The organism is Corynebacterium bovis DSM 20582 = CIP 54.80, from assembly GCF_030408615.1.
Lineage (GTDB): Bacteria > Actinomycetota > Actinomycetes > Mycobacteriales > Mycobacteriaceae > Corynebacterium > Corynebacterium bovis.
In genome coordinates this window covers 587,995-608,946 of record NZ_CP047187.1, presented here as the reverse complement: position 1 = coordinate 608,946, position 20,952 = coordinate 587,995, and the positions used below count along the sequence as shown (strand labels likewise).

14 protein-coding genes are annotated in these 20,952 nt (G+C 74.4%); 6 read left to right on the top strand and 8 right to left on the bottom strand.

Features of this window, described 5'->3' with window-relative positions; translation table 11 throughout:
* Positions 1 to 227 precede the first annotated feature (227 nt).
* Positions 228 to 1,583 carry a lipase family protein gene (locus CBOVI_RS02345; RefSeq protein ID WP_232625805.1) on the top strand — a complete coding sequence of 452 codons (1,356 nt, stop codon included), beginning with the start codon at positions 228 to 230 and terminating at the stop codon, positions 1,581 to 1,583.
* On the opposite strand, the gene CBOVI_RS02340 is transcribed toward CBOVI_RS02345, so the two are convergent.
* The gene (locus CBOVI_RS02340; RefSeq protein WP_010266028.1) at positions 1,576 to 4,896 is read right to left on the bottom strand and encodes an error-prone DNA polymerase; all 3,321 of its coding nucleotides are present in this window, start codon (positions 4,894 to 4,896) and stop codon (positions 1,576 to 1,578) included. The genes CBOVI_RS02345 and CBOVI_RS02340 overlap by 8 nt on opposite strands.
* 371 nt (positions 4,897 to 5,267) lie before the next feature.
* On the opposite strand from CBOVI_RS02340, the gene CBOVI_RS02335 reads away from it, so the two are divergent.
* From CBOVI_RS02335 to CBOVI_RS02320, 4 genes are all read left to right on the top strand, one after another.
* On the top strand, positions 5,268 to 6,173 hold the full coding sequence (locus tag CBOVI_RS02335) for a MetQ/NlpA family ABC transporter substrate-binding protein (protein WP_010266031.1): 906 nt from the start codon (positions 5,268 to 5,270) through the stop codon (positions 6,171 to 6,173).
* Positions 6,174 to 6,219: 46 nt separating this feature from the next.
* Positions 6,220 to 7,293 carry a methionine ABC transporter ATP-binding protein gene (locus CBOVI_RS02330; protein ID WP_010266034.1) on the top strand — a complete coding sequence of 358 codons (1,074 nt, stop codon included), beginning with the start codon at positions 6,220 to 6,222 and terminating at the stop codon, positions 7,291 to 7,293.
* Positions 7,290 to 7,976, top strand: a complete 687-nt coding sequence (locus CBOVI_RS02325) for a methionine ABC transporter permease (RefSeq protein WP_010266038.1) — start codon at positions 7,290 to 7,292, stop codon at positions 7,974 to 7,976. The genes CBOVI_RS02330 and CBOVI_RS02325 overlap by 4 nt, the downstream gene beginning before the upstream one ends.
* A 197-nt stretch (positions 7,977 to 8,173) precedes the next feature.
* Positions 8,174 to 8,761: an AMIN-like domain-containing (lipo)protein gene (locus CBOVI_RS02320; protein ID WP_125173586.1), complete on the top strand. Its 588-nt coding sequence runs from the start codon at positions 8,174 to 8,176 to the stop codon at positions 8,759 to 8,761.
* A gap of 59 nt (positions 8,762 to 8,820) precedes the next feature.
* Here CBOVI_RS02320 and CBOVI_RS02315 read toward each other — a convergent pair whose 3' ends face one another.
* The 3 genes from CBOVI_RS02315 to imuA' all read right to left on the bottom strand — a co-directional run bounded on the left by CBOVI_RS02315 (position 8,821) and on the right by imuA' (position 13,025).
* Positions 8,821 to 10,032 (bottom strand): ferredoxin family protein, encoded by a 1,212-nt coding sequence (locus CBOVI_RS02315; RefSeq protein ID WP_010275210.1) that lies wholly within the window; start codon positions 10,030 to 10,032, stop codon positions 8,821 to 8,823.
* Positions 10,033 to 10,161: 129 nt separating this feature from the next.
* On the bottom strand, positions 10,162 to 12,084 hold the full coding sequence (locus CBOVI_RS02310) for a Y-family DNA polymerase (RefSeq protein WP_232625802.1): 1,923 nt from the start codon (positions 12,082 to 12,084) through the stop codon (positions 10,162 to 10,164).
* Positions 12,081 to 13,025 (bottom strand): DnaE2-dependent mutagenesis accessory factor ImuA', encoded by a 945-nt coding sequence (gene imuA', locus CBOVI_RS02305; RefSeq protein WP_125187162.1) that lies wholly within the window; start codon positions 13,023 to 13,025, stop codon positions 12,081 to 12,083. The genes CBOVI_RS02310 and imuA' overlap by 4 nt, the downstream gene beginning before the upstream one ends.
* A 330-nt stretch (positions 13,026 to 13,355) precedes the next feature.
* Between imuA' and CBOVI_RS02300 the strand changes: the two genes are divergently transcribed.
* A complete protein-coding gene (locus CBOVI_RS02300) occupies positions 13,356 to 13,871 on the top strand; it encodes a hypothetical protein (protein ID WP_010267373.1) in 516 nt (171 codons plus the stop codon).
* Between the two features lie 96 nt (positions 13,872 to 13,967).
* Here the strand turns inward: CBOVI_RS02300 and guaA are convergent, their stop codons facing one another.
* The 4 genes from guaA to guaB all read right to left on the bottom strand — a co-directional run bounded on the left by guaA (position 13,968) and on the right by guaB (position 20,745).
* Complete coding sequence (gene guaA, locus CBOVI_RS02295) at positions 13,968 to 15,629, bottom strand: glutamine-hydrolyzing GMP synthase (protein ID WP_010267372.1); 1,662 nt, start codon at positions 15,627 to 15,629, stop codon at positions 13,968 to 13,970.
* Positions 15,630 to 15,818: 189 nt separating this feature from the next.
* A complete protein-coding gene (locus tag CBOVI_RS02290) occupies positions 15,819 to 17,660 on the bottom strand; it encodes an APC family permease (protein ID WP_029157734.1) in 1,842 nt (613 codons plus the stop codon).
* Between the two features lie 281 nt (positions 17,661 to 17,941).
* Positions 17,942 to 19,105, bottom strand: a complete 1,164-nt coding sequence (locus CBOVI_RS02285; protein WP_010265800.1) for a GuaB3 family IMP dehydrogenase-related protein — start codon at positions 19,103 to 19,105, stop codon at positions 17,942 to 17,944.
* 110 nt (positions 19,106 to 19,215) lie between these two features.
* The gene (guaB, locus tag CBOVI_RS02280) at positions 19,216 to 20,745 is read right to left on the bottom strand and encodes an IMP dehydrogenase (protein WP_029157735.1); all 1,530 of its coding nucleotides are present in this window, start codon (positions 20,743 to 20,745) and stop codon (positions 19,216 to 19,218) included.
* Positions 20,746 to 20,952: the final 207 nt, after the last annotated feature.

Below are 20,952 nucleotides of genomic sequence, written 5' to 3'. Positions count from 1 at the left end.
GACCCGGGAAAACACTGGTCGGTGCGGCGGCGGGGCGACCCGCGACAGCGCCGGTCGGCACGGCGGCGGGGCGTCCCGGGAGGGGAATAGTACGAATCCGGAATGCCGGATATGACGGATGTTCCGAATCCGGCCCGCAGGACCGTGCACCGGCCTACGGTTTCACCATGAAAACAACTCAACCGCCGGCGCGTGGCTCACGCCGTCCCACCGGTCTCCTGCGTTCCGTGGTCACCTCCGTTCTCGCCCTCACCCTCGCGGGTGCGGTCGCCGCCACCGCCCCGGCCTCGGCCGGCGCGGCGGTGCCCGCGCCGCCGGCCGGGTCCCTGCCGGGCGTGCCGGCGGTGCCGGGGCTGCCGGCCCTGCCGTCGGGCCCTGTCCTCAGTTCGACGGACGACCCCTTCTACACCCCGCCGGCGGAGTTGCCGCCGACCCCCGGCGCGGTGATCCGGTCGCGTCCCGCCCCGCAGCTGCTGGACCTGGCGGGTGTGCCGGGTCCGGGTCAGGCCCGGTCGATGCTGTACACGTCGACCCGGGAGGACGGTGTGCCGGTGGCGGTGAGCGGTGTCGTCATCGAGCCGACGACCCCGTGGTCGGGGCCGGGTCCGGTGCCGACGATCGTGTTCGCCCCGGGGACGCGCGGTGGCGGGGACTCGTGCGCCCCGTCGCGCTCGGTCCTCCAGACGGTCGGCGGCGACCCGGCGGTCGGCGCGGTGAACGTCAACTACGAGATCCCCTTCTACCAGCTCGCGAGTGTGCTGGGGATGCGGGTCGTCGTCACGGACTACATCGGCCTGGGCACCCCGGGTCAGCACACGTACGTCGACACGGTCGAGGAGGGTCGGGCGGTGCTCGACGCCGCCCGGGCGGCCCTGGCGCTCGACGGCCAACCGGCGGATTCGCCGGTGGGTTTCTACGGGTACTCCCAGGGTGGCGGGGCGGTGGCGGCGGCCGCCGAGCTGGCGGCGTCGTACGCGCCCGAGCTCACGGTGAAGGGGACGTACGCGGGTGCCCCGCCGGCGAATCTCCGCCGGGTGCTGGAGGCGGTGGACGGCAACGCCATCGCCGGGGTCATCGGGTACACGCTCGCCGGGCAGCTGGAGCGGCACCCGGATCTCGCGCCGCTGGTCGACGTGCACTTCAACGAGCGTGGCAAGCGGTTCCTCGCGGACACGCCGAACCGGTGCATCACGGACTCCGTCGCGACGTGGGGGTTCACGAGCTCCCGGTCGTTGACGAAGACCGGTGAGAGCTTCGGCGAGATCGTGGACAACGACCCGACGCTCTCGGGGATCGTGGCCGCCCAGATGCTGGGCACCCGCCCGGTGTCGGGGCCGGTGCTCATCCTCAACGCCGTCAACGACGACACGATCCCGTTCGACCAGGCCCGGGAGTTGGCCCGGGAGTACTGCGAGCAGGGGGCGACGGTGCAGTTCACCGCGGACCCGATGCCGTCGGTGCTGCCGGGGTCGTCGCTCAACCACGCGGTGCCGTTGGTGACGAACCTGCCGCAGTCCTTCGCGTACATGCTCGACCGGTTCCGGGACGTGCCGGCCCCGTCGTCGTGCGGCGAGCTCACCTGAAGTCCCGGGAGGGGCCGCTGATCGCCCGGAGTCCGGGCACGCCCGCGATGTCGAGCGGTTCGATGAGGTCGGCGCGGACGGTCGCCGCCCCGGAGGCGTTCTCCACGATGCCCCGGACGACGACGGTCCCCGTGGCCCGGCACCGCCGCCACAGTCCCGGGCTCACCATGATGTTCGCGAGTCCGGTCTCGTCCTCGAGGCCGAGGAAGATGACGCCGCTGGCGGTGTGCGGCCGCTGCCGGTGGGTGACGACCCCGGCGACGCGGATCCGCCGCCCGTCCTCGACGGCGGTGAGCCGCGCGGCGGGGACGACGCCCCGCCGGTCGAGGTGCTCCCGGAGGAGCCGCACGGGGTGACCGTCGGCGGTGACCCCGGTCGCCGCGACGTCGGCGACGGCGAGGTCGATGGCGCTCATCCCCGGCAGGGCCGGGGCCGTGCACCCGGAGGTCCCGGGCAGCATCCCGGGGCGTTCCGTCGCCGCCGTCCCCGCGACCCACACGGCCTGGCGCCGGTCGAGGCCGAGCGAGTCCAACGCCCCGGCCCGGGCGAGCCGTTCCACCGCCGCCACCCCGAGGTCGGCCTCCCGCGCCAGGTCCGTGACCTGGGCGAACCGGCCGATGCGTTCCCGGGCGGCGACGATCCGTGCGGCCGCGGGGTCCCCGAGGCCCCGCACGGAGCCGAGGCCGAGCCGGATCGCCCCGGGGTCCGCCCCCGGGCCGGTCGCCGCGCCGCCGGGCCGTTCGACGTCCGCCTCGACGGCGGAGGCGTTGACGTCGACGGGCAGGATCGTGACGCCGTGCCGCCGGGCGTCGGCGACGAGGGACTGCGGCGAGTAGAAGCCCATCGGCTGGGAGCGCAGCAGCGCCACGCAGAACTCCGCCGGGTAGTGGTACTTGAACCACGCGGAGAAGTACACGAGCGAGGCGAAGGACTGGGCGTGCGACTCCGGGAACCCGTAGCTGGCGAAGGCGACGATCCGGTCCCACAGCCCGTCGGCGACCGACCCGGTGATGCCGTGTTCCCGCCGGAGCCCGTCGTAGAACCGGCCGCGCAGCCGGGCCATCTTCTCCGGTGAGCGTTTGGAGCCCATCGCCCGGCGCAGCGAGTCCGCCTCGGCGGGGGTGAACCCGGCGGCGTCGACGACGAGCTGCATGAGCTGCTCCTGGAACAGCGGCACGCCGAGGGTCTTCTCCAGCGCGGGGCGGAGGCACGGGTGGTCGTAGGTGACGGGTTCCTTCCCGTTGCGCCGCCGGATGTACGGGTGCACGGACCCGCCCTGGATCGGCCCGGGCCGGATGAGCGCGACCTCGACGACGAGGTCGAAGAACCGCCGCGGGCGGAGGCGCGGGAGCGTCGCCAGCTGGGCCCGGGACTCGACCTGGAACACCCCGACGGCGTCGCCGCGGCACAGCATCTCGTAGACCCCGGGGTCGTCCGGGGTGAGCCGCCACAGGTCGACGCGGCGTCCACGGTGCTCCTCGACGAGGTCGACGGCGTGGTGCAGGACCTCGAGCATCCCCAGGCCCAGCAGGTCGAACTTCACCAGGCCGACGGCGGCGCAGTCGTCCTTGTCCCACTGGACGACGGACCGGTCCTCCATCCGCGCCCACTCGGTGGGGACGACGTCGGCGATCGGCCGGTCGCAGATGACCATGCCCCCGGAGTGGATGCCCAGGTGCCGGGGTTGCCCCCGCAGCTGGTCCGCGAGGGCGAGCACCTGCTCCGGCACGGCCCCGGGGTCGTGACCGGCACCGCCATCCCGCCCGGCACCGCCATCCCGGCCACCGCGGCCGGCGCGCCCGCCGCCCTCCGCGAGCGCCCGCGTCCAGCCGTCGATCCGGCCCTGGTCGTAGCCCAGCGCCCGGCCGGCGTCGCGGAGCGCCGCCTTCCGCCGGTAGGTGATGACGTTGGCGACCTGCGCGGCGTTGTCCCGCCCGTACCGCCGGTAGACGTACTGGATGACCTCCTCCCGCCGCCCGGACTCGATGTCGAGGTCGATGTCCGGCGGCCCGTCCCGCTCCGGGGAGAGGAACCGTTCGAAGAGCAGCCCGGCCGCGACGGCGTCGACGTTCGTCACCCCGAGGGCGAAGCACACCGCCGAGTTCGCCGCCGACCCCCGGCCCTGGCACAGGATCCCGGACTCGTGGCAGAAGTGCACGATGTCGTGGACGATGAGGAAGTACCCGGGGAAGCCCAGGTCACCGATGACCCCGAGTTCCCTGTCGATGACGGCCCACGCCCGCGGCGCGTCCTCCCGGGTGCCGTAGCGTTCCCGCGCCCCGGCCTCCGTGAGCTCCCGCAGCCGGTCGGCCTCCGTGCTGCCGTCCGGCACGGGCAGCCGCGGCAGCCCGGGCGCGACGAGGTCGAGGGTGAACGCGCACTCCTCCGCGAGCGCGACCGTCGCCCCGACGGCGTCCCGCAGCCACGCGCAGTCCCCGGCGAGCGCGAGGAGCTCCTCCCCGGACCGCAGCCACGACCCGCCCGCCGGGTGGGTCCGCGGGGAGGCCGCCCCGACGTCCTCGCGGACGTGCAGCGCGGTCTTCGCGGCGGAGAGCCGCGCCCGCCCCGGTGACGCGCACGTCGGCAGGGCCGTCACGATCTCGCGGAGCCCGAGGCGCCCGGCGACGGCGTGCAGCGTGGCGTTGTCGTCCACGTCCGCCGGGTCCATCGTCTGCCGGAGCTCGACGACGCACCGGTCCGCACCGAAGAGCTCGACGAGCCGGTCCGCCCGCCCTGCCCAGGAGGGGTCGACGACGACCGTCCAGTGCCCCCCCGCCTGCACGGCGAGCTCCTCCAACGGCGGGTAGACCGCCCCGTCCTTGTCCCGGACGGCCATCTTCGCCGCCGTGACCGCGCGGGAGGCCCTGCGGTAGCCTTCCTGTCCCCGGCAGATCACCGTCAGCGGCGGGTCACCGGTCCCGTCGACCGACAGTTCGACACCGAAGACGGTCCCCACGCCCGCCTCCGCCGCCGCGACCGCGGTGCGGGCGGCGCCGTAGAACCCGTCCCGGTCCATGAGACAGAGGACCGTCACGCCGAGCTCGGCCGCCGCCGCGACGTACTCCTCCGGGTCACTGGCCCCGCGGAGGAAACTGTAGGAGCCGGCCGCATGGAGCTCCGCCGCCGGATGCGCGCACGTCACCGCCGGGGTGAGGGGTACGTCGTCCCCCTCACCCCCACCACCCCGCACCGCGCCGGACCCCGCCCGGCGACCCGCGACCCCACCGGGAACGAGGGTCCCGGCCCCCTCACCGGAGAGGATCCGTTCCAGCTGCGACCACCTGAGCGGGGCAGCGTTCGAGAAGCCTGCCATGCCGCCACCCTACACCACCGCCGCCCGCGATTCGAACCTGTGATCGAGAGATCCACCCGGCCGCCCACCCACACCACACCCACGCCACACCCACCGGCCCCCCGCACCACACCACATCCACCCGCGCCCCGCGCGCGCACCTCCCCTCCCCCGGATCCACCGTCGGATCCACCGCCCCCGCGCCCCGCGCACGCACCTGCCGCACCCCCGCCCCCACCTCCCCCGCACCCCCGCCGGGCAGCAACTAGACAGAGTTGTCCATCCTTGCTTACGGGTGCTAGCGTGAGCGACCACATACCACGCCCACCTGCACCGGTGCCACGCACCGGACGGTGCCGCGTCCCCCACACCCCGCACACAGGAGAAAGCCCGTGTCCCACCGCCGCCCCCTCATCCGCACCGTCACCGCCGGCGTCGTCGCCCTCGCCTCGGCCCTCAGCCTCGCCGCCTGCATGGACGACGGCACCACCCCCGGCGACGGCGGGGACACCCCCATCCGCATCGGCGCCACCGAGGCGGACAAGAGCCAGTGGCAGGTCTTCAAGAAGAAGGCAGAGGAGGCCGGGGTGAAGGTCGACATCGAGTCCTTCACCGACTACACCCAGCCCAACCGCGCGCTGGGCCAGGGCGACATCGACACGAACCAGTTCCAGCACATCCAGTTCCTCGCGAAGTACAACGTGGAGTCCGGGGACACCCTCGTCCCCGTCGGCGCGACGGAGATCTTCCCCCTCGGCCTGTACACCAAGGGCGACCGCTCCGTCTCCGCCGTCGCCGCCGCGGGCCGCGTCGCGATCCCGAACGACCAGACCAACCAGGGCCGGGCCATCAACGTCCTCGCCTCCGCCGGCCTCGTCACCCTGAAGAGCAAGGACAAGCTCACCCCGACCCCGGCCGACATCGACACCGGCCGGTCGAAGGTCACCGTCGTCCCGGTCGACGCCGCGCAGACCGCCACCGCCTTCAACGACGGCACCCCCGCGGTCATCAACAACAACTTCCTCAGCGCCGCGGGCGTCACCGCCGCCGACGCCGTCGCGAAGGACGACCCCAAGCAGGAGTCCGCGAAGCCGTACATCAACGTGTTCGTCACCACCGAGGCCCGCAAGGACGACCCGACGATCGCCAAGCTCGTCGAGATCTGGCACGACCCCGAGGTGCAGAAGGCCGTGTCCGCCGACTCCCAGGGCACCGCCGTCGAGGTGAACACCTCCCCCGAGGAGCTCCGGCAGATCCTGCGGGAGACCGAGGACAAGTTCCGCGCCGAGAGCAACTGACGCGCCGGAGCCCCCGCCCGACCCCGACCTCACCTCTAGGACGATGATGAGCGAACCAGCACTCCGCACCGGGACCCGACCGGACGCCCGCACCGGCACCTCCGTCGAGTTCCGGAACGTCACGAAGACCTTCCACCAGGGCCGGAAGGAGGTCACGGCCCTGGACGACGTCAGCGTCACCATCCCCTCCGGCAGCATCGTCGGGGTCATCGGGTACTCCGGTGCCGGGAAGTCGACGCTGGTCCGGCAGATCAACGGCCTGGACAAGCCCACGTCCGGCCAGATCCTCCTCGACGGGCGGGACATCGTCCCCGTCCGGGAGGCCGGGCTGCGCGCCCTGCGCGCCGACATCGGCATGATCTTCCAGCAGTTCAACCTGCTGAGCTCCCGCACGGTCGAGGGCAACGTCGCCTACCCCCTGGAGGTCCGCGGGGTCGGGCGGGCGGAGCGCCGCCGCCGCGTCGCGGAGATGCTGGACTTCGTCGGCCTGGGCGACCGGGGAAAGGCCTACCCGGACCAGCTCTCCGGCGGCCAGAAGCAGCGCGTCGGCATCGCCCGGGCGCTCGCGACGGACCCGTCGCTGCTGCTCGCCGACGAGGCGACGTCCGCCCTCGACCCGACGACGACGCGTGACGTCCTCGAGCTCCTCCGGCGCATCAACCGTGAGCTCGGGGTGACGATCGTCGTCATCACCCACGAGATGGAGGTCGTGCGCACCATCGCCGACCGGGTCGTCGTCATGGCCGGCGGCCGCGTCGTCGAGGAGGGGTCCGTGTACGAGGTCTTCTCCTCACCGTCGACGTCCGTCGCCGCCGACTTCGTCGCCACCTCCCTGCGCAACACCCCCGACCTCGTCGAGGCGGAGGACCTCCAGGCGGGCACGGGCCGGCTGTTCACGGTGACGATGCAGGAGGGGGCCGGGTTCTTCGACGCCGTGTCCCGTGTCTCCGCCGCGGGTGTGAGCGTGAACATCGTCCACGGCGGGGTGACGACCCTGCAGCACCACTCCTTCGGCCGCCTGACCGTCCGGCTCACCCCGCACGACGACGCCGGCACGCAGGCCATCGAGGACTTCGCCGCGTCCCTGACCCGCACGACGACCATCGAGGAGATCCGATGAGCGACACCCTCATTCTCGCGAAGGAGACGAACTGGGAGTTCCTCTCCCCCATCTTCCGGGACTCGATCGTCGAGACCCTGTACATGGCCGTGTGGGCGCTCGTCGCCGGCGGCGTGTTCGGCCTCATCCTCGGCATCCTCCTGTACACGACGCGCTCCGGCGGCATCCTCGCCAACCGGCCGGCGTTCTGGACGATCAACGTGCTCGTCAACGTCATCCGCCCGATCCCGTTCATCATCCTGCTCACCGCCCTCGGCCCGTTGACGAAGGTCGTGGTGGGGACGACGATCGGCATCAACGCCGCGACGTTCGCGATCGTCGTCGCCGCCTCGTTCGGCGCGGCGCGGATCGTCGAGCAGAACCTCGTGTCCATCGACCCGGGCGTCGTCGAGGCCGCGCGGGCGATGGGTGCCTCCCCGCTGCGGATCATCTTCACCGTCATCATCCCGGAGGCGCTCGGCCCGCTCATCCTCGGGTTCACGTTCATGTTCATCGCCATCGTCGACATGACCGCGATGGCCGGGTACATCGGCGCCGGCGGCCTCGGTGACTTCGCCATCCAGTACGGCTACCGGGCCTTCGACTGGAACGTGACGTACGTGACGCTCGCCGTCATCATCGTCATCGTGCAGATCGCGCAGCTCGCGGGGAACTGGCTCGCCCGGCGGATCATGCGGCGCTGACGCCGCCGGGGGGTCGACGGGGGCCGGTGCCGGTCGCGGGGGGCGGGCACCGCACGGTCGGAGGGGCCGGTGCCGGGGGTCGACGGAGCCCTCCGCCGGCGGGCCGGGGGCCTGACCGGGCCTCCCCCGCCGGCGGGCGTCCCGGGGTCTCCCCCAACCGTGGTGCTTCACCGGTGAAGCCTGTATTCTCATGTGCGATGCGCACCCCATTCCAGCGACCCTCCACCGCCTGCACCGCCGTGGCGACGGCGTGCAGTCTCGCGGCTCTGGCGTCCTGCGGGACGTCGGACTCCGCCCCCGTGACGACCGCGCCGGTGACGTCGCCGAGCGTCCCGGCCCCGGGCGTGCCGGAGACCCAGGTGCTGCACACGCCGTCGTCCGAGCTTGAACCGCTCGCCGGGACCCAGCCGCTCGACGTCCTCGCCGCCCCGGACGCCGACCTGCGCATCACCGACGTCCGCACCGGCCAGCACCAGACCTTCGACCGCTTCGTCGTGGAACTCGCCGGGACCGGCGACCCCGGCTGGCTGGTCACCGCCTCGGACTCCACGCTCGCCGTCGACATCCGCGGCACCGGGTCGTCCGACCCCGCGGCCGCCGACGTGACCGCCGCGGACCGGGCCGCGCGGGACACCCCCGGCGCGGCGATCACCTCCGTCGCCGACGCGGGGCCGGGTCAGCGGACGCACAGCTTCACCCTGGGCCTGGCGAGCCCGCGGCCGATGTTCACGCTCAACGTCCTGACGAACCCCACGCGCATCGTCGTCGACGTCCGCCACCCCTGACACCCGGGCCCTCACCCCTGGCCGGCGCGCACCCTCACCCGTGACCCCTGGCCGGCGGGTCAGAGTTCGCGGACGATCGTCGCGGTCCACGCCGTCGTCGTCTTCGGGGTCCCGCCGCAGGACGACACGACCGGCCCGACCTCCGTCCGGGTCATCCCCACCTCCCAGGTCCTGCCCGTGGAGGTCTCGGTGACGACGCGCCACTCCGCCTCCCCGGGGTCGGAGGCGCGGGTGGCGGAGGGGGCCGTCGTCCCCTCCCCCGGTCCACCGGGGCCCGCACCCGGGCCGTCACCGTCGGCGGACGGTTCCCGGACGTCGAGGCCGGTGAGCCCGACGGTGCGGCCGGCGTCGACCACCGCCTGCGCGACGGCGAGTTCCGCGACCTGCCCGGCGGCGTCGAGGGTCCCGCGGCCGCGGTTGCCGAGGACGGGCAGCTCGCCGCGCGTCGCCTGGCCGAGGACGGTCGCCGCCTGCGGTGCGGTGAGCCTGCCGAAGGAGTGGTTGCTCGGCAGGAGGATCATCGACGGGGCGAGGCGGTGGCCCTTCGTGTGCGAGGACTCCCACACCTGGTCGAGGGGGAAGGCGTGCTCCAGGGCCGCGGCGACGGGGCGGCCGAACACCGCGCAGCACCGGTCGCGTTTGCCGTGCGTGCACACGAGCATCACCGGCGCGGTGACCCGCTCCGCGCCCGGGGTCTCGCCGGGGCCGCCGAGTTCGAGGTCCGGCAGGTCCTCCGGGCCGTCGAGGGTCAGGCGTTCCAGCACGCCCGCCCGGGCGTGGGCGATGAAGAGCGTGCTCCCCGTCCGGCGGCGGCCCGCGCGGCCGGGTTTGCGGATGAAGTGGATGCCCGCGCGGTGGCTCTTGGCGAACGACCGGATCCGACGGGACAACTCCGGGTCCAGCGTGTCCCCGTCGAGGATGTCGTGGCTCCACGGGCCGGCGTACTCCAGCGCGAGGACGAGGTCCGCCCGCTTCGCCGTGCCCGGCAGGGGCTCGTCGGTGAGGACGGAGCACAGGTCGCGGTACTTGTCCTGCGTGGGGTCGGGTCGGCGGGGCCGGGTGGTGGTGGTCTGGTCGGTGGTGGCGGGCTGGCCGGTGGTGGCCTGGCCGGTGGTGCGGGCCTGGCCGGTGGTGCGGGCCTGGCCGGTGGTGGCGGACTGACCGGTGGGGGTGTCCGGCGTGTGGTCCGTTGCGCTGCGACCGGGAGCCGGCGCGCCGCCCGGCTGGCCGTCACTGTCCTGGTCAACCCCCGAATTCTGCCGTGTACCCATACGTGCAGCGTAGCAGTGCACCGCGTCCCCCCGGTGGCCTCGCCGGCCCCCGCCCCGTGCCGCGGCGGAGGGCGGACCAGCGGGCGGTGGGCGGGGTGGCGGACCAGCGGGCGGTGGGCGGGGCATCGGTCAGTACGTCGCCTCGATCCGCCAGCGGGTGCTCCGGCAGACGAGGAGGTAGCCGGCGGGCTCGGCGGTGGCGATCTGCATCCTCGCGTAGCGCTTGCCGTGCCGCCACCAGTCCTCGTCGACCGGCCACGGGCCGGCCCACCCGGTGATCTCGTGGCGTCGGCCGCCCCACTCCATCACGGCCGGTTCGGCGCTGAGGACACCCCGGCCCGTGACGTGAAGGGGCCGGCCGTCACCGTCGAGCAGCCTGACGCCGGCGGCCGGGTGCGTGGCGGCCGGGGCGTGTCCCGCGTGAGGGGCCGGCGCGCCCCCTCGCCCCGGGGCCTGACGGACGCCGCGTGCGGTGCCCCGGCGACGGGCCCGGATGTCGTTCCCCGCGGTCCGCCCCGGGGCGTCGGGGGTCCGGCGGGCACCCGCACCACCGGGTGCCGCACCACCGGTCGTCGCGCCACCGGTCATCGCGCCACCGGTCGCCGCACCACCGGTCGCCGCACCGCTCGCCGAGGGGGCGTGGCCGGCGTCCGGGGCTCCGACCAGCCCCGGCAGTGGGGCGGGCAGCGCACCCCGCCAGTCGCGTGTGGACAGGGAGCTGACCTGCTCGGGGTCGTCGTCACCGTAGGGGACGAGGACGATCCGGCCGGCGACGGCCCGGCCGCCACGGTGCACGGGCCGGCACACGGCCTGCGTCCCGATGAGCGCCTGGGCCCGGGCCGCGACGGCCCGGGCTGCGCGGATGCCGTCGTCGACCCCTCCCCACAGCGGCTCGGCGACCGTGCCGGCGGGCACACGGTCGAGGGGGATGAGCTCGATGCGCCGGATGCCGACCTCGGTGGGGTCGATGTCCGGGGTGTCCCCGCCGCTGTCCCACCCGTCGCCGACCTCACCGGCGTCACCGGGTCCGGTGCCGGCCGGGCCGGGTCCGCCGGCGGTGCGTGCCCGCAGGCGTGTCAGCCAGCCGTCGAGCTGCCAGCGCACCCGGCGGGACGTCTCCTCCTCCGTCAGCGGTTCACGGCACCGCCATGTCCGTTCGATGGTGGTGGGGCCGTCGTGGTCGGGTGGGGCGGCGAGGGACGCCCGGACGGTGAGCCGGAGGCACGCCTCGCCTGTCCCCACGAGTGCCGCGTGGAGCCGGGCTGCGGCCTGCCGGGCGACGAACGCCGCCGTCTCCGTGCTGCTCACGGGGGTGTCCGGTTCGTGGACGACCTCGAGCGGGGTCTCGACGCGGGACGGGGAGACGTCCCGTTCCGGTTCGCCGGAGGCGATGCGGTGCCAGTCGACGGCGTCCTGCCCGAACCGTCCGGCGACGTACGCGCGGGGCAGGGCCGCGAAGTCCGCGAGGGTGCGCACGCCGAGGTCGGCGAGGACCTCCACGAGGCCCGTCGGCGCCCCGAGGGCCGGCTCGCTGACGAGGCTGTCCACCGGCAGGCCGGCGAGGAAGCGGGCGGACCCGCCCACCGGGACGGTCATCCCCCGCCGGGCGGCCCACGTCGCCGTGACGAGGTCGTCCGCGATCCCGGCGAGGCAGTCCGCCCCGGCCCGGGCGGCGGCGTCGACGAGCATCTCCGCCGCGGTCGCCTCGTCCCCGTAGTAGCGGGCGAGCGCGTCCCCGGACACGGCGAGCAACCCGGGGCGCAGCGTCTCGACCTGCGCGGCGACAGCGGCAACCCCGTCCAGCACCTCCTCGTGCACCGCGGCCTGCTGCCCGGGGTCGTCCTCCGCGACGAGGAGGGACGGGCACGCGGCGAGGGCGTGCCGCCGGAGCGCCCCGACCCGGACGCCCGCGGCCCGGGCGGCGGCGTTCGCCGCGACCACCCGGTGCGCCGTCACGACCGCCGCCGGGGTGAGGGCGTCCCACCCGTGCGTCCGCCCGGCGACGTACACCGGCCAGTCCGGGAACCAGAGGACGATGACCCGCCGTGTCACTGCGCCACCGCCCCGTCGGTACCGGTGCGGGCAGCGGCCGCGCCGACCCCGGCCCGGTCCGCACGCACGCCGCCGCCGACCCCGTCCGTGCCGACCCCGGCCACGCGGGCGCCCTCGTCGGCCACCCGGAGCACGTCCCGGCCGGCGACGCCGGTGAAGGTGTGCGGCGGCTGGTCACGCCCGTGCACGCTGACCTCCACCTCCACGCCGCGGATCCGCCCGGACCCGCGGCCGAGGCCGACGACCCCCGTGGACCGCACCGCCATCCGCAGCCGGGCGTGCGGCCACACGTCGTGCCCGCCGCAGACCACGAACGCGCACCGGCTCCGCCGCAGGCGCGCCTCGACGGGACGGGCCGCGGTCGGTGGGACCCGCCGCCCCGCCGGCGCGTAGATCAGCAGGTCAAGGCCCTCGACGAGGGTCGCCACGACGGCCTCCGCGTGCGGGGCGGGGTCCGGCACCACGACGATCCGCCCCACGTCCCCACCCGCCGCCTCGACAGCGGCGAGGGCGAGCCGGGGGTACCCCACGACGCCCGCGCACCCACCCGCCGCGGTGACGGCGGTGAGGAGATCGACGAGCACCGGCGGGCAGTCCGCCGCCACCGTCACCGCGCCCCGGGGAAGCCCACCTGCCGCCAGGTGTCCGCCGAGCCACGCGGGGACGGGCGCGGTCCTGCGGGCGCCGGGCGCGGCGTCGTCCCCCTGACCGGCCCCACCCTGCACGACCCCACCGGGCACGACCCCGACGGACCCGGTGGGCGTCGAGCCTCCGGGCGCCACCTCCCGGACCTCCGCCCCGCCGGCCGCTCGGGCGACCGACGGCGACGCGGGGAGCGCACCCGTCCCACCGCTCATGCGGGCGATCCTCGCGCGGAGGTCCGCCACCGTCGCCTCCCGCGACCGGTCCGCGGACGACCGCTCCGCCGCCACGTCACCCACGGTCACCACCTCCGATCCCTCTGCTCCCGGTCAGGACGCCACCACCGTGCCGCCGTCGACACCGCCGACGCTAACACCCACCCCGGACAGCCATAGAACATGTGTTCACATCCCGTGACGGAGACAGTATCCGCCACCCCGCCCACCGTCAAGAGTCCTGCACACGGCGCACGCCCCCGCACCGCACCCACCGGCGCGCGCCACGCCACCCGCACCGCACCCGCCCGCGCGCACCACGCACAACCCCCGCGGGCCGCACCCGTGCGACCCCGCCGCGTCGACCCATGTAGCCTGTCCCCGACACCCCCACCAGCCCCGGAAGGACCCGCCGTGCCCGTCGCCAGCAACCGTCGTCTCGCCGCACTGATCGAGGAGCTCGTCGGGGGGACCGAGCCGCTGGAGGCCATCGCCGACCGCCAGCTCACCCCGGACTACCGGCAGCGGGTCAACGGCCGCTGGACCGCGCGGGACGCTGTCCTCGCCCACTTCGCGCAGCTCCGGGAGGCCGCGCGGTCCGTCGAGGTCACGGTCCTCGACGAGGGGACGACGACGCGTCCCGGCGACGCCGGCGCCCCCGCCCCCGCCGACGGCACGGCCGCCGACACCGCGGCCGACGCGACCGCGGACACCACCACGGACACCACCACGGACACCGGGTACGCCGAGCGGCACATCGTGAGCGTCACGCTGGCGAACGGGCGGCGGTCGGAGAACGAGGTCTACATCTTCGCCCGCCTCGCCGCGGACGGCCGCATCCGTTCCCTCGAGGAGGTCATCCTCCCCCTCACCGACGACGCCGACGACGCCGCGGACGCCGGGACCTCCACGGACGCCACCGGCCGCTGACGGGTCACGCCCACCCCGCCCGGCCCGCCGGCGGAGACCCCACCCCGCCCGGCCCGCGGGCGTGGCTCACCCCCCCGATCCCCCGTCAGCCCCCGCTCACTCCCACTCGATGGTTCCCGGCGGCTTGCTCGTGACGTCGAGCACCACCCGGTTGACCTCCTCGACCTCGTTCGTGATGCGGGTGGAGATCCGCTCCAGCACGTCGTAGGGCACGCGGGTCCAGTCCGCGGTCATCGCGTCCTCGCTGGTCACCGGCCGCAGCACGACCGGGTGCCCGTAGGTCCGCCCGTCGCCCTGCACCCCGACGGACCGCACGTCCGCGAGGAGCACGACGGGGCACTGCCAGATCGTGCCGTCGAGCCCCGCGGCCGTGAGCTCCGCCCGGGCGATCGCGTCGGCGGCGCGGAGGGTCCGCAGCCGGTCCTCGGTGACCTCGCCGATGATCCGGATGCCGAGCCCCGGCCCCGGGAAGGGCTGCCGGTTGACGATCTCGTCGGGCAGGCCGAGCTCCCGGCCGACGGCCCGGACCTCGTCCTTGAACAGCAGCCGGAGGGGTTCGACGAGCGTGAACTCGACGTCGTCGGGCAGCCCGCCGACGTTGTGGTGGCTCTTGATGTTCGCCGTGCCCGCACCGCCGCCGGACTCGACGACGTCCGGGTAGAGCGTCCCCTGGACGAGGAAGTCCACGCCCTGCCCGGCACCGTCGGACCCGGCCCCCTGCCCCGCGGTGTCCGCGAGGACCCCGGCGACGGCCCGTTCGAACGACCGGATGAACTCCGCGCCGATGGCCTTGCGCTTGGCCTCGGGGTCGGTGAGCCCGGCGAGCCGGTCGAGGAACGCCTCGCGCTCGTCGACGGTGACGAGCTTCGCCCCGGTCGCGGCGACGAAGTCGTGCTCCACCTGCTCCCGCTCCCCCTGCCGCAGCAGGCCGTGGTCCACGAAGACACAGGTCAGACGGTCACCGATGGCGCGCTGGACGATCGCCGCGGCGACGGCGGAGTCCACCCCGCCGGACAGCCCGCAGATCGCGCGCCCCTCCGGGCCGACCTGCTCCCGGACGGCCTCGACGAGCTCGTCGGCGATGGCACCGGGCGTCCACGTCGGCTCCAGCCCGGCGATGTCCGTGAGGAAGCGGGTGAGCACCTCCTGGCCGTGCGGGGAGTGCAGGACCTCGGGGTGGTACTGGACGCCGGCCATGCGGCGGTCGACGCACTCGAAGGCGGCGACGGGCGCCCCGTCGGAGGTGGCGGTGACCTCGAACCCGTCCGGGGCGGCGGTCACGGCGTCGCCGTGGCTCATCCACACCTGCTGGGTGGAGGCGGCCCCGTCGGCACCGGCACCGTCGCCGGCACCCGCCGCCGCACCGAGCCCGGCGTGCAGCCGGCCGCCGGTGACGGTCATCGTGGTCCGCCCGTACTCCCGGTCACCGGTGTGGGCGACCGTCCCGCCGAGGGCGTGGGTCATGGCCTGGAAGCCGTAGCAGATGCCGAACACGGGCACGCCGAGCTCGAGCAGTTCCTCGCGGAGGGCCGGGGCGCCGTCGGCGTAGACGGACGACGGCCCGCCGGAGAGGATGAGCGCGGCAGGGTCCTTCGCGCGGATCTCCTCCACCCCCATCGTGTGCGGGACAACCTCGGAGTAGAGGCGGGCCTCACGGACGCGACGGGCGATGAGCTGCGCGTACTGGGCTCCGAAATCGACGACCAGCACGGGCCGGCGCGGGGCCTGCCGTGCTGCTCCTGGTCCGGGGTTCGTCACGGTTTCCTTCGACACACGGTGCACTCTACCCGACGCCCGGACGCCTCCCCCAAGCCCACGTCACCCCCCGGGGGCCGGCCGCCACCCCGCCGGGGCGCGCACCCACGCCCGCCCCGCGCGCCCGGCCCGCGCGCACCCGCGCCCGCCCCGCCGGTCACCCGCGCCCGCCCCGCGCGACCGGCCCGCCGGTCACCCCACGTGCACGCGGGGCCGCCGCTCCTCCCGGGGTTCGGCCCGCCGGAGGATCTCCTGGGTGACCATCGCGTTCTGCCCCCGCCCGATCGCGAGGAACCGGATCATGTCCCGCACGGGCGACCCCGGGGCCCACTCGAAGTACAGGTCCGGCACGACGCCGCTGGTCTCGCGAATGTCGAGCGCCACGGCGGCGACGGCGTTCGGCACGGCCGTCGCCTCGACGCGGAGCACGGGGATCCCCGCCACCTGGTGCCCGGTGACGGCGAGCGGCTCGGAGAACCCGGACGCGTCCCGGACGACGATCTCGAGGAAGATCACGGGGCGGTCGCCGAGGTGGTTCGCCGTGCGCACCCGGTTCTCCTTGAAGGAGTAGGACAGTTCGCAGGACTCGACGCTCTGCGGGTCGGTGTGGTCCGCCGCCGCCGGCTTCGCGTGGGCGACGAGGGCGACGTCGTTCGCCCCGCTCGTCGCCCCCCGGAGGATGTTCGCCGCCGCCCGGTCGTAGGAGATGCCCTGTCCGCGCAGCTCCAGCGACCGCAGCGCCCGCGACACCGCGGAGGACACGATGATCCCGGCGATGAAGCACCCGGCGACCCGCACGCCCTCCGGGCGCTCGACGATGTTCGTGCCGAGGGTGAACAGCAGGACCACGGTGACGACGCCGAAACCCAGCCGTGCACCGCGTCGTCCCTCCCGGTGGGCGAGGATCGTCACCGCGACCCCGCCGGAGGTGAGCAGGACGAGCACACCGGTGGCGTAGGCGCCGGACTGGGCGTCGACGTCCGCCCGGAACGCGAGGGTGACGAGCACGGCGATGACCCCGAGCACCGCGACCATCGGCCGCGACCGGCGCGCCCACTCCGGGGCCATGCCGTACCGGGGCAGGTACCGGGGGATGAGCGCGAGGAGCCCGGCCATGGCCGACGCCCCGGCGAACCACAGGATCGCGATGGACGAGACGTCGTAGACGGTGCCGAAGATCCCGCCGAACTGCTCGTGGGCGAGCCACGCGAGGGCCCGGCCGTCGGCGGGGCCGCCGTGTTCGAGGAGCTCCCGGGGGATGAGGGTGGTGACGACGACGGACGAGCACACGAGGTAGGTGCTCATGACGGACGCGCTGACGAGCACGAGCCGCCGCCCGAGGGCGATGCGCCGCTGCCGCAGCTCCTCCGGGGTGAAGCTGTGACCGGGCCGGGCGGCGCGGATGAGCGGCATGACGGACACGCCGGTCTCGAACCCGGACAGGCCGAGCGCGAGCTTCGGGAAGACGATGACCGCGAGGGCGAGCATCATCCACGGGCTCTGGTGCGTGGACGTCAGCGACTCCTGCCAGTCCGCCACGTGCCCGTCCTCCGTCGCGAGCCGCCACAGGCCCCGGCCGATGATGACCGCGTTGAGGGCGAGGTAGACGGTCACGAGGACGACGGACACCTTCACGGCCTCGCGGAATCCGCGGAAGAAGACGGCGCACAGCGCGCCCAGGAGGCCGAGGGTGACGGGCACGAGCCACGGGGAGTCCGCCGAGCGGAGGACGTGGGCGGAGGCGTCGGCGGCGGAGAGCGTCATGGTGATCATGAAGTCCGTCGCGGCGAACCCGAGGAGCACGAGGACGAGCAGCTTGCCCTTCCACCCGGGGACGAAGCGGCCGAGGACCGCGATGGACCCCTGGCCGTTCGGCGAGGCGCGGGCGATGCGCCGGTACACGGGCACCGCGCCGAGCATGGTGACGAGGACGAGGACGACGGTCGCCACCGGGGCGAGGGAGCCGGCCGCGACGACGGCGATCCCCGGCTGGTAGCCGAGGGTCGAGAAGTAGTCGACCCCGGACAGGCACATGACCTGCCACCAGGGGTGCCGGTCCTCCTTGCTGAGGGGCCGGGGCTTCTCCGCGGTGAAGGCGTCGATGCGGACTGGGTGCGGCCGCGGGGCGGCCTGGGTTTGCGGTGTCTCCAACACAGCGGGGAAACCTACGCCTGCCGGGGCCCGACGGGAACCGGACGGGCGGGACTGCTCGTCCGCAGGCCCCCGTTAGGGGTCAACCGTGCGGCGTCGTCGCAGGCCGGGGGCCTGCACGTCCGCAGTGACGGGAAGCCTCAGCTGACCGCCCCCACCCCCGGTCAGCGGACGACGAGGTCGACCTTCTGGAAGCTCTTGAGGTCGGTGTAGCCGCACTTCGCCATCGACCGGCGGAGCCCGCCGACGAGGTTCTCCTCGCCGTAGGGGTTCGCCGTCGGACCGGCGAGGATCCGCTCGAGGGGCACGTCACCGCCGCCGGTGGACTCGACGACGCCACGCGGCAGCTGGGGGTGCGCGGCGACCGCGGGCCAGAAGTGTCCGCGGCCCCCGGACTCCCGGGCGGCGGCGAGCGGCGCCCCGAGGGACACCGCGTCCGCCCCGCAGGCGACGGCCTTGGCGACGTCACCGGAGGTCATGAGCTCGGAGTCGGCGATGACGTGGACGTAGCGTCCGCCGGTCTCGTCGAGGTGGTCCCGGCGCGCGGCGGCGGCGTCGGCGACGGCGGTGGCCATCGGGACGTCGATGCCGAGGGCGTCGGTGTTCGTCGTCGTCCCGGAGCCGACGATGACGCCGGCGGCGCCGGTGCGCATGAGGTGCAGGGCCGTCGTGTAGTTCACGACGCCGCCGGCGATGACGGGCACGTCGAGGGACCCGATGAACTCCTTGAGGTTCAGCGGCTCCCCGTTGGAGTACACGTGCTCGGCGGAGATGAGCGTGCCCTGGATGACGAGGATGTCCAGGCCGGCCCGAATGAGCGCCGGGGCGAGTTCCCGGGCGTTCTGCGGGGAGACCCGCACGCCGAAGCGCACGCCGGACTCCCGCACCTCGGCGAGACGCCCGGCGAGGAGGTCCCGGTCGAGCGGGGCGGCGTGGAGCTCCTGGAGGACCCGCTGGGCGGGGAAGCCGGCGTCGTCGCCGTCCGCGCCGGCCGCACCGGCGGCCTCGTCGGCCTCGTCGGCGGTCCGGGCGGCCTCACGCACCCGGTCGAGGGCGGCGTCGAGGTCCCGGTGCCGGCCCCACAGCCCCTCGGCGTTGATGACCGGCAGCCCGCCGAGCCGCCCGAACTCCACGGCGAACTCGGGGGTGACCACCGCGTCCGACGGGTGGGTCATGAACGGAAGATCGAAGGTGTAGGCGTCGATCCGCCACGTCGTGTCCACGTCCCGGGACGACCGGGTGCGGCGGGAGGGGACGATCTCCACCTGGTCGAGCCCGTAGACTCGACGCGCGGCGCGCCCCATCCCGATGTCGATGATGTCCTGCATGGTTCAGCAACCCTCCCGGGGTCTCGGCGGTCGTCGCCGCCGGTCGGTGACCGGCGGTGGTCGGCGCCGGTCGGTGGTCGGCGGTGACCGGCGGTGGTCGCCGCCGGTCGTCAGCGCTGGTAGTAGTTCGGGGCCTCGACGGTCATCTGGATGTCGTGCGGGTGCGACTCGCGCAGGCCCGCGGCGGTGATCTGGACGAACCGGGCCTTGTGCAGGTCCGCGATCGTGGCGGACCCGGTGTAGCCCATCGCCGCCCGGAGCCCGCCGACGAGCTGGTGGACGATCGCGTCGATGGACCCGCGGAACGGCACGCGCCCCTCGATGCCCTCCGGCACGAGCTTCTCCTCGCTCTTGACGTCGGCCTGGAAGTACCGGTCCTTGGAGTAGGACCGCTTCTCGCCGGTGAGCCCACGTCCCTGCATGGCGCCGAGGGAGCCCATGCCACGGTACATCTTGTACTGCTTGCCGTTGACGGTGACGGTCTCGCCCGGGGCCTCGGCCGTGCCGGCGAGGAGGGAGCCGAGCATGACGGAGTCCGCGCCGGCGGCGAGGGCCTTGGCGATGTCGCCGGAGAACTGCATCCCGCCGTCGGCGATGATCGGCACGCCCGCCTTGTGCGCGGGGACCGCGGCCTCCATGATGGCCGAGATCTGCGGGGCCCCGACCCCGGCGACGACCCGCGTCGTGCAGATGGAGCCCGGGCCGATGCCGACCTTGATGGCGTCCGCACCGGCGTCGATCATGGCCTGCGCGGCCTCGCGGGTGGCGAGGTTGCCGCCGATGACGTCGACGCGGTCGCCGAACTCCTTCTTCACCCGGGCGACGGTCTCGAGCACCCCGGAGTTGTGGGCGTGGGCGGTGTCGACGACGAGTACGTCGACCCCCGCGTCGACGAGCGCGCCGGCCCGCTGCCAGGAGTCCTCGCCCGTGCCGACGCCGGCGCCGACGAGCAGCCGCCCGCTGGAGTCCTTCGCGGCGTCGGGGTACTGCTCCCGCTTGGCGAAGTCCTTGACGGTGATGAGCCCGGTGAGGCGCCCGCCGCCGTCGACGATCGGCAGCTTCTCCACCTTGTTCTCGCTGAGGAGGCGCAGCGCGGCGTCGGCGGAGACCCCCTCCTGGGCGACGACGAGCGGCATGGGGGTCATGACGTCGCGGACCTGGCGGGAGAAGTCCTGTTCGAAGCGCATGTCCCGGTTGGTGCAGATGCCCACGAGCACGCCGTCGCCGTCGACGACGGGCAGCCCGGAGATCCGGTACCGGGCGCAGAGCTCGTCGACCTCCCGGATCGTCATGTCGGGGGTGCACGTCACCGGGTCGGAGACCATGCCGGCCTCGCTGCGCTTGACGATCTCGACCTGCTGCGCCTGGTCGGCGACGGAGAGGTTGCGGTGGAGGACGCCCATGCCGCCCTGGCGGGCCATCGCGACGGCCATGCGGGCCTCGGTGACGGTGTCCATCGCGGCCGAGATCACGGGGGTGTTGAGGCTGATGTTCCTCGTCAGCCGCGTGGAGGTGTCGACCTCCGACGGGACGACGTCGGAGGCCGCCGGGAGGAGCAGGACGTCGTCGAACGTCAGCCCGACGAGCGCCACCTTCCCCGGATCGTCCCCTCCAGTGCTCACCTGCTGCGGTTCGGTCATGCCGGCCTGGTCCTCCTGCCGTGGTCGCGGTGGGTCTGTCGCGTCGTGCGCCCCGTGGCGCACCGGTGCCCCAAGGATAGTCTCCGGGCAGTGTTTTCCCTATTCGTGGCGGAGGGCCCGGGGACGGTCCCGGTGGGGTCCCGGTCGGGTCCCGGTGGAGGTCCGGGTGGGGGTCCGGGTGGGGGTCGACGCCGCCTCTCCGGCGGG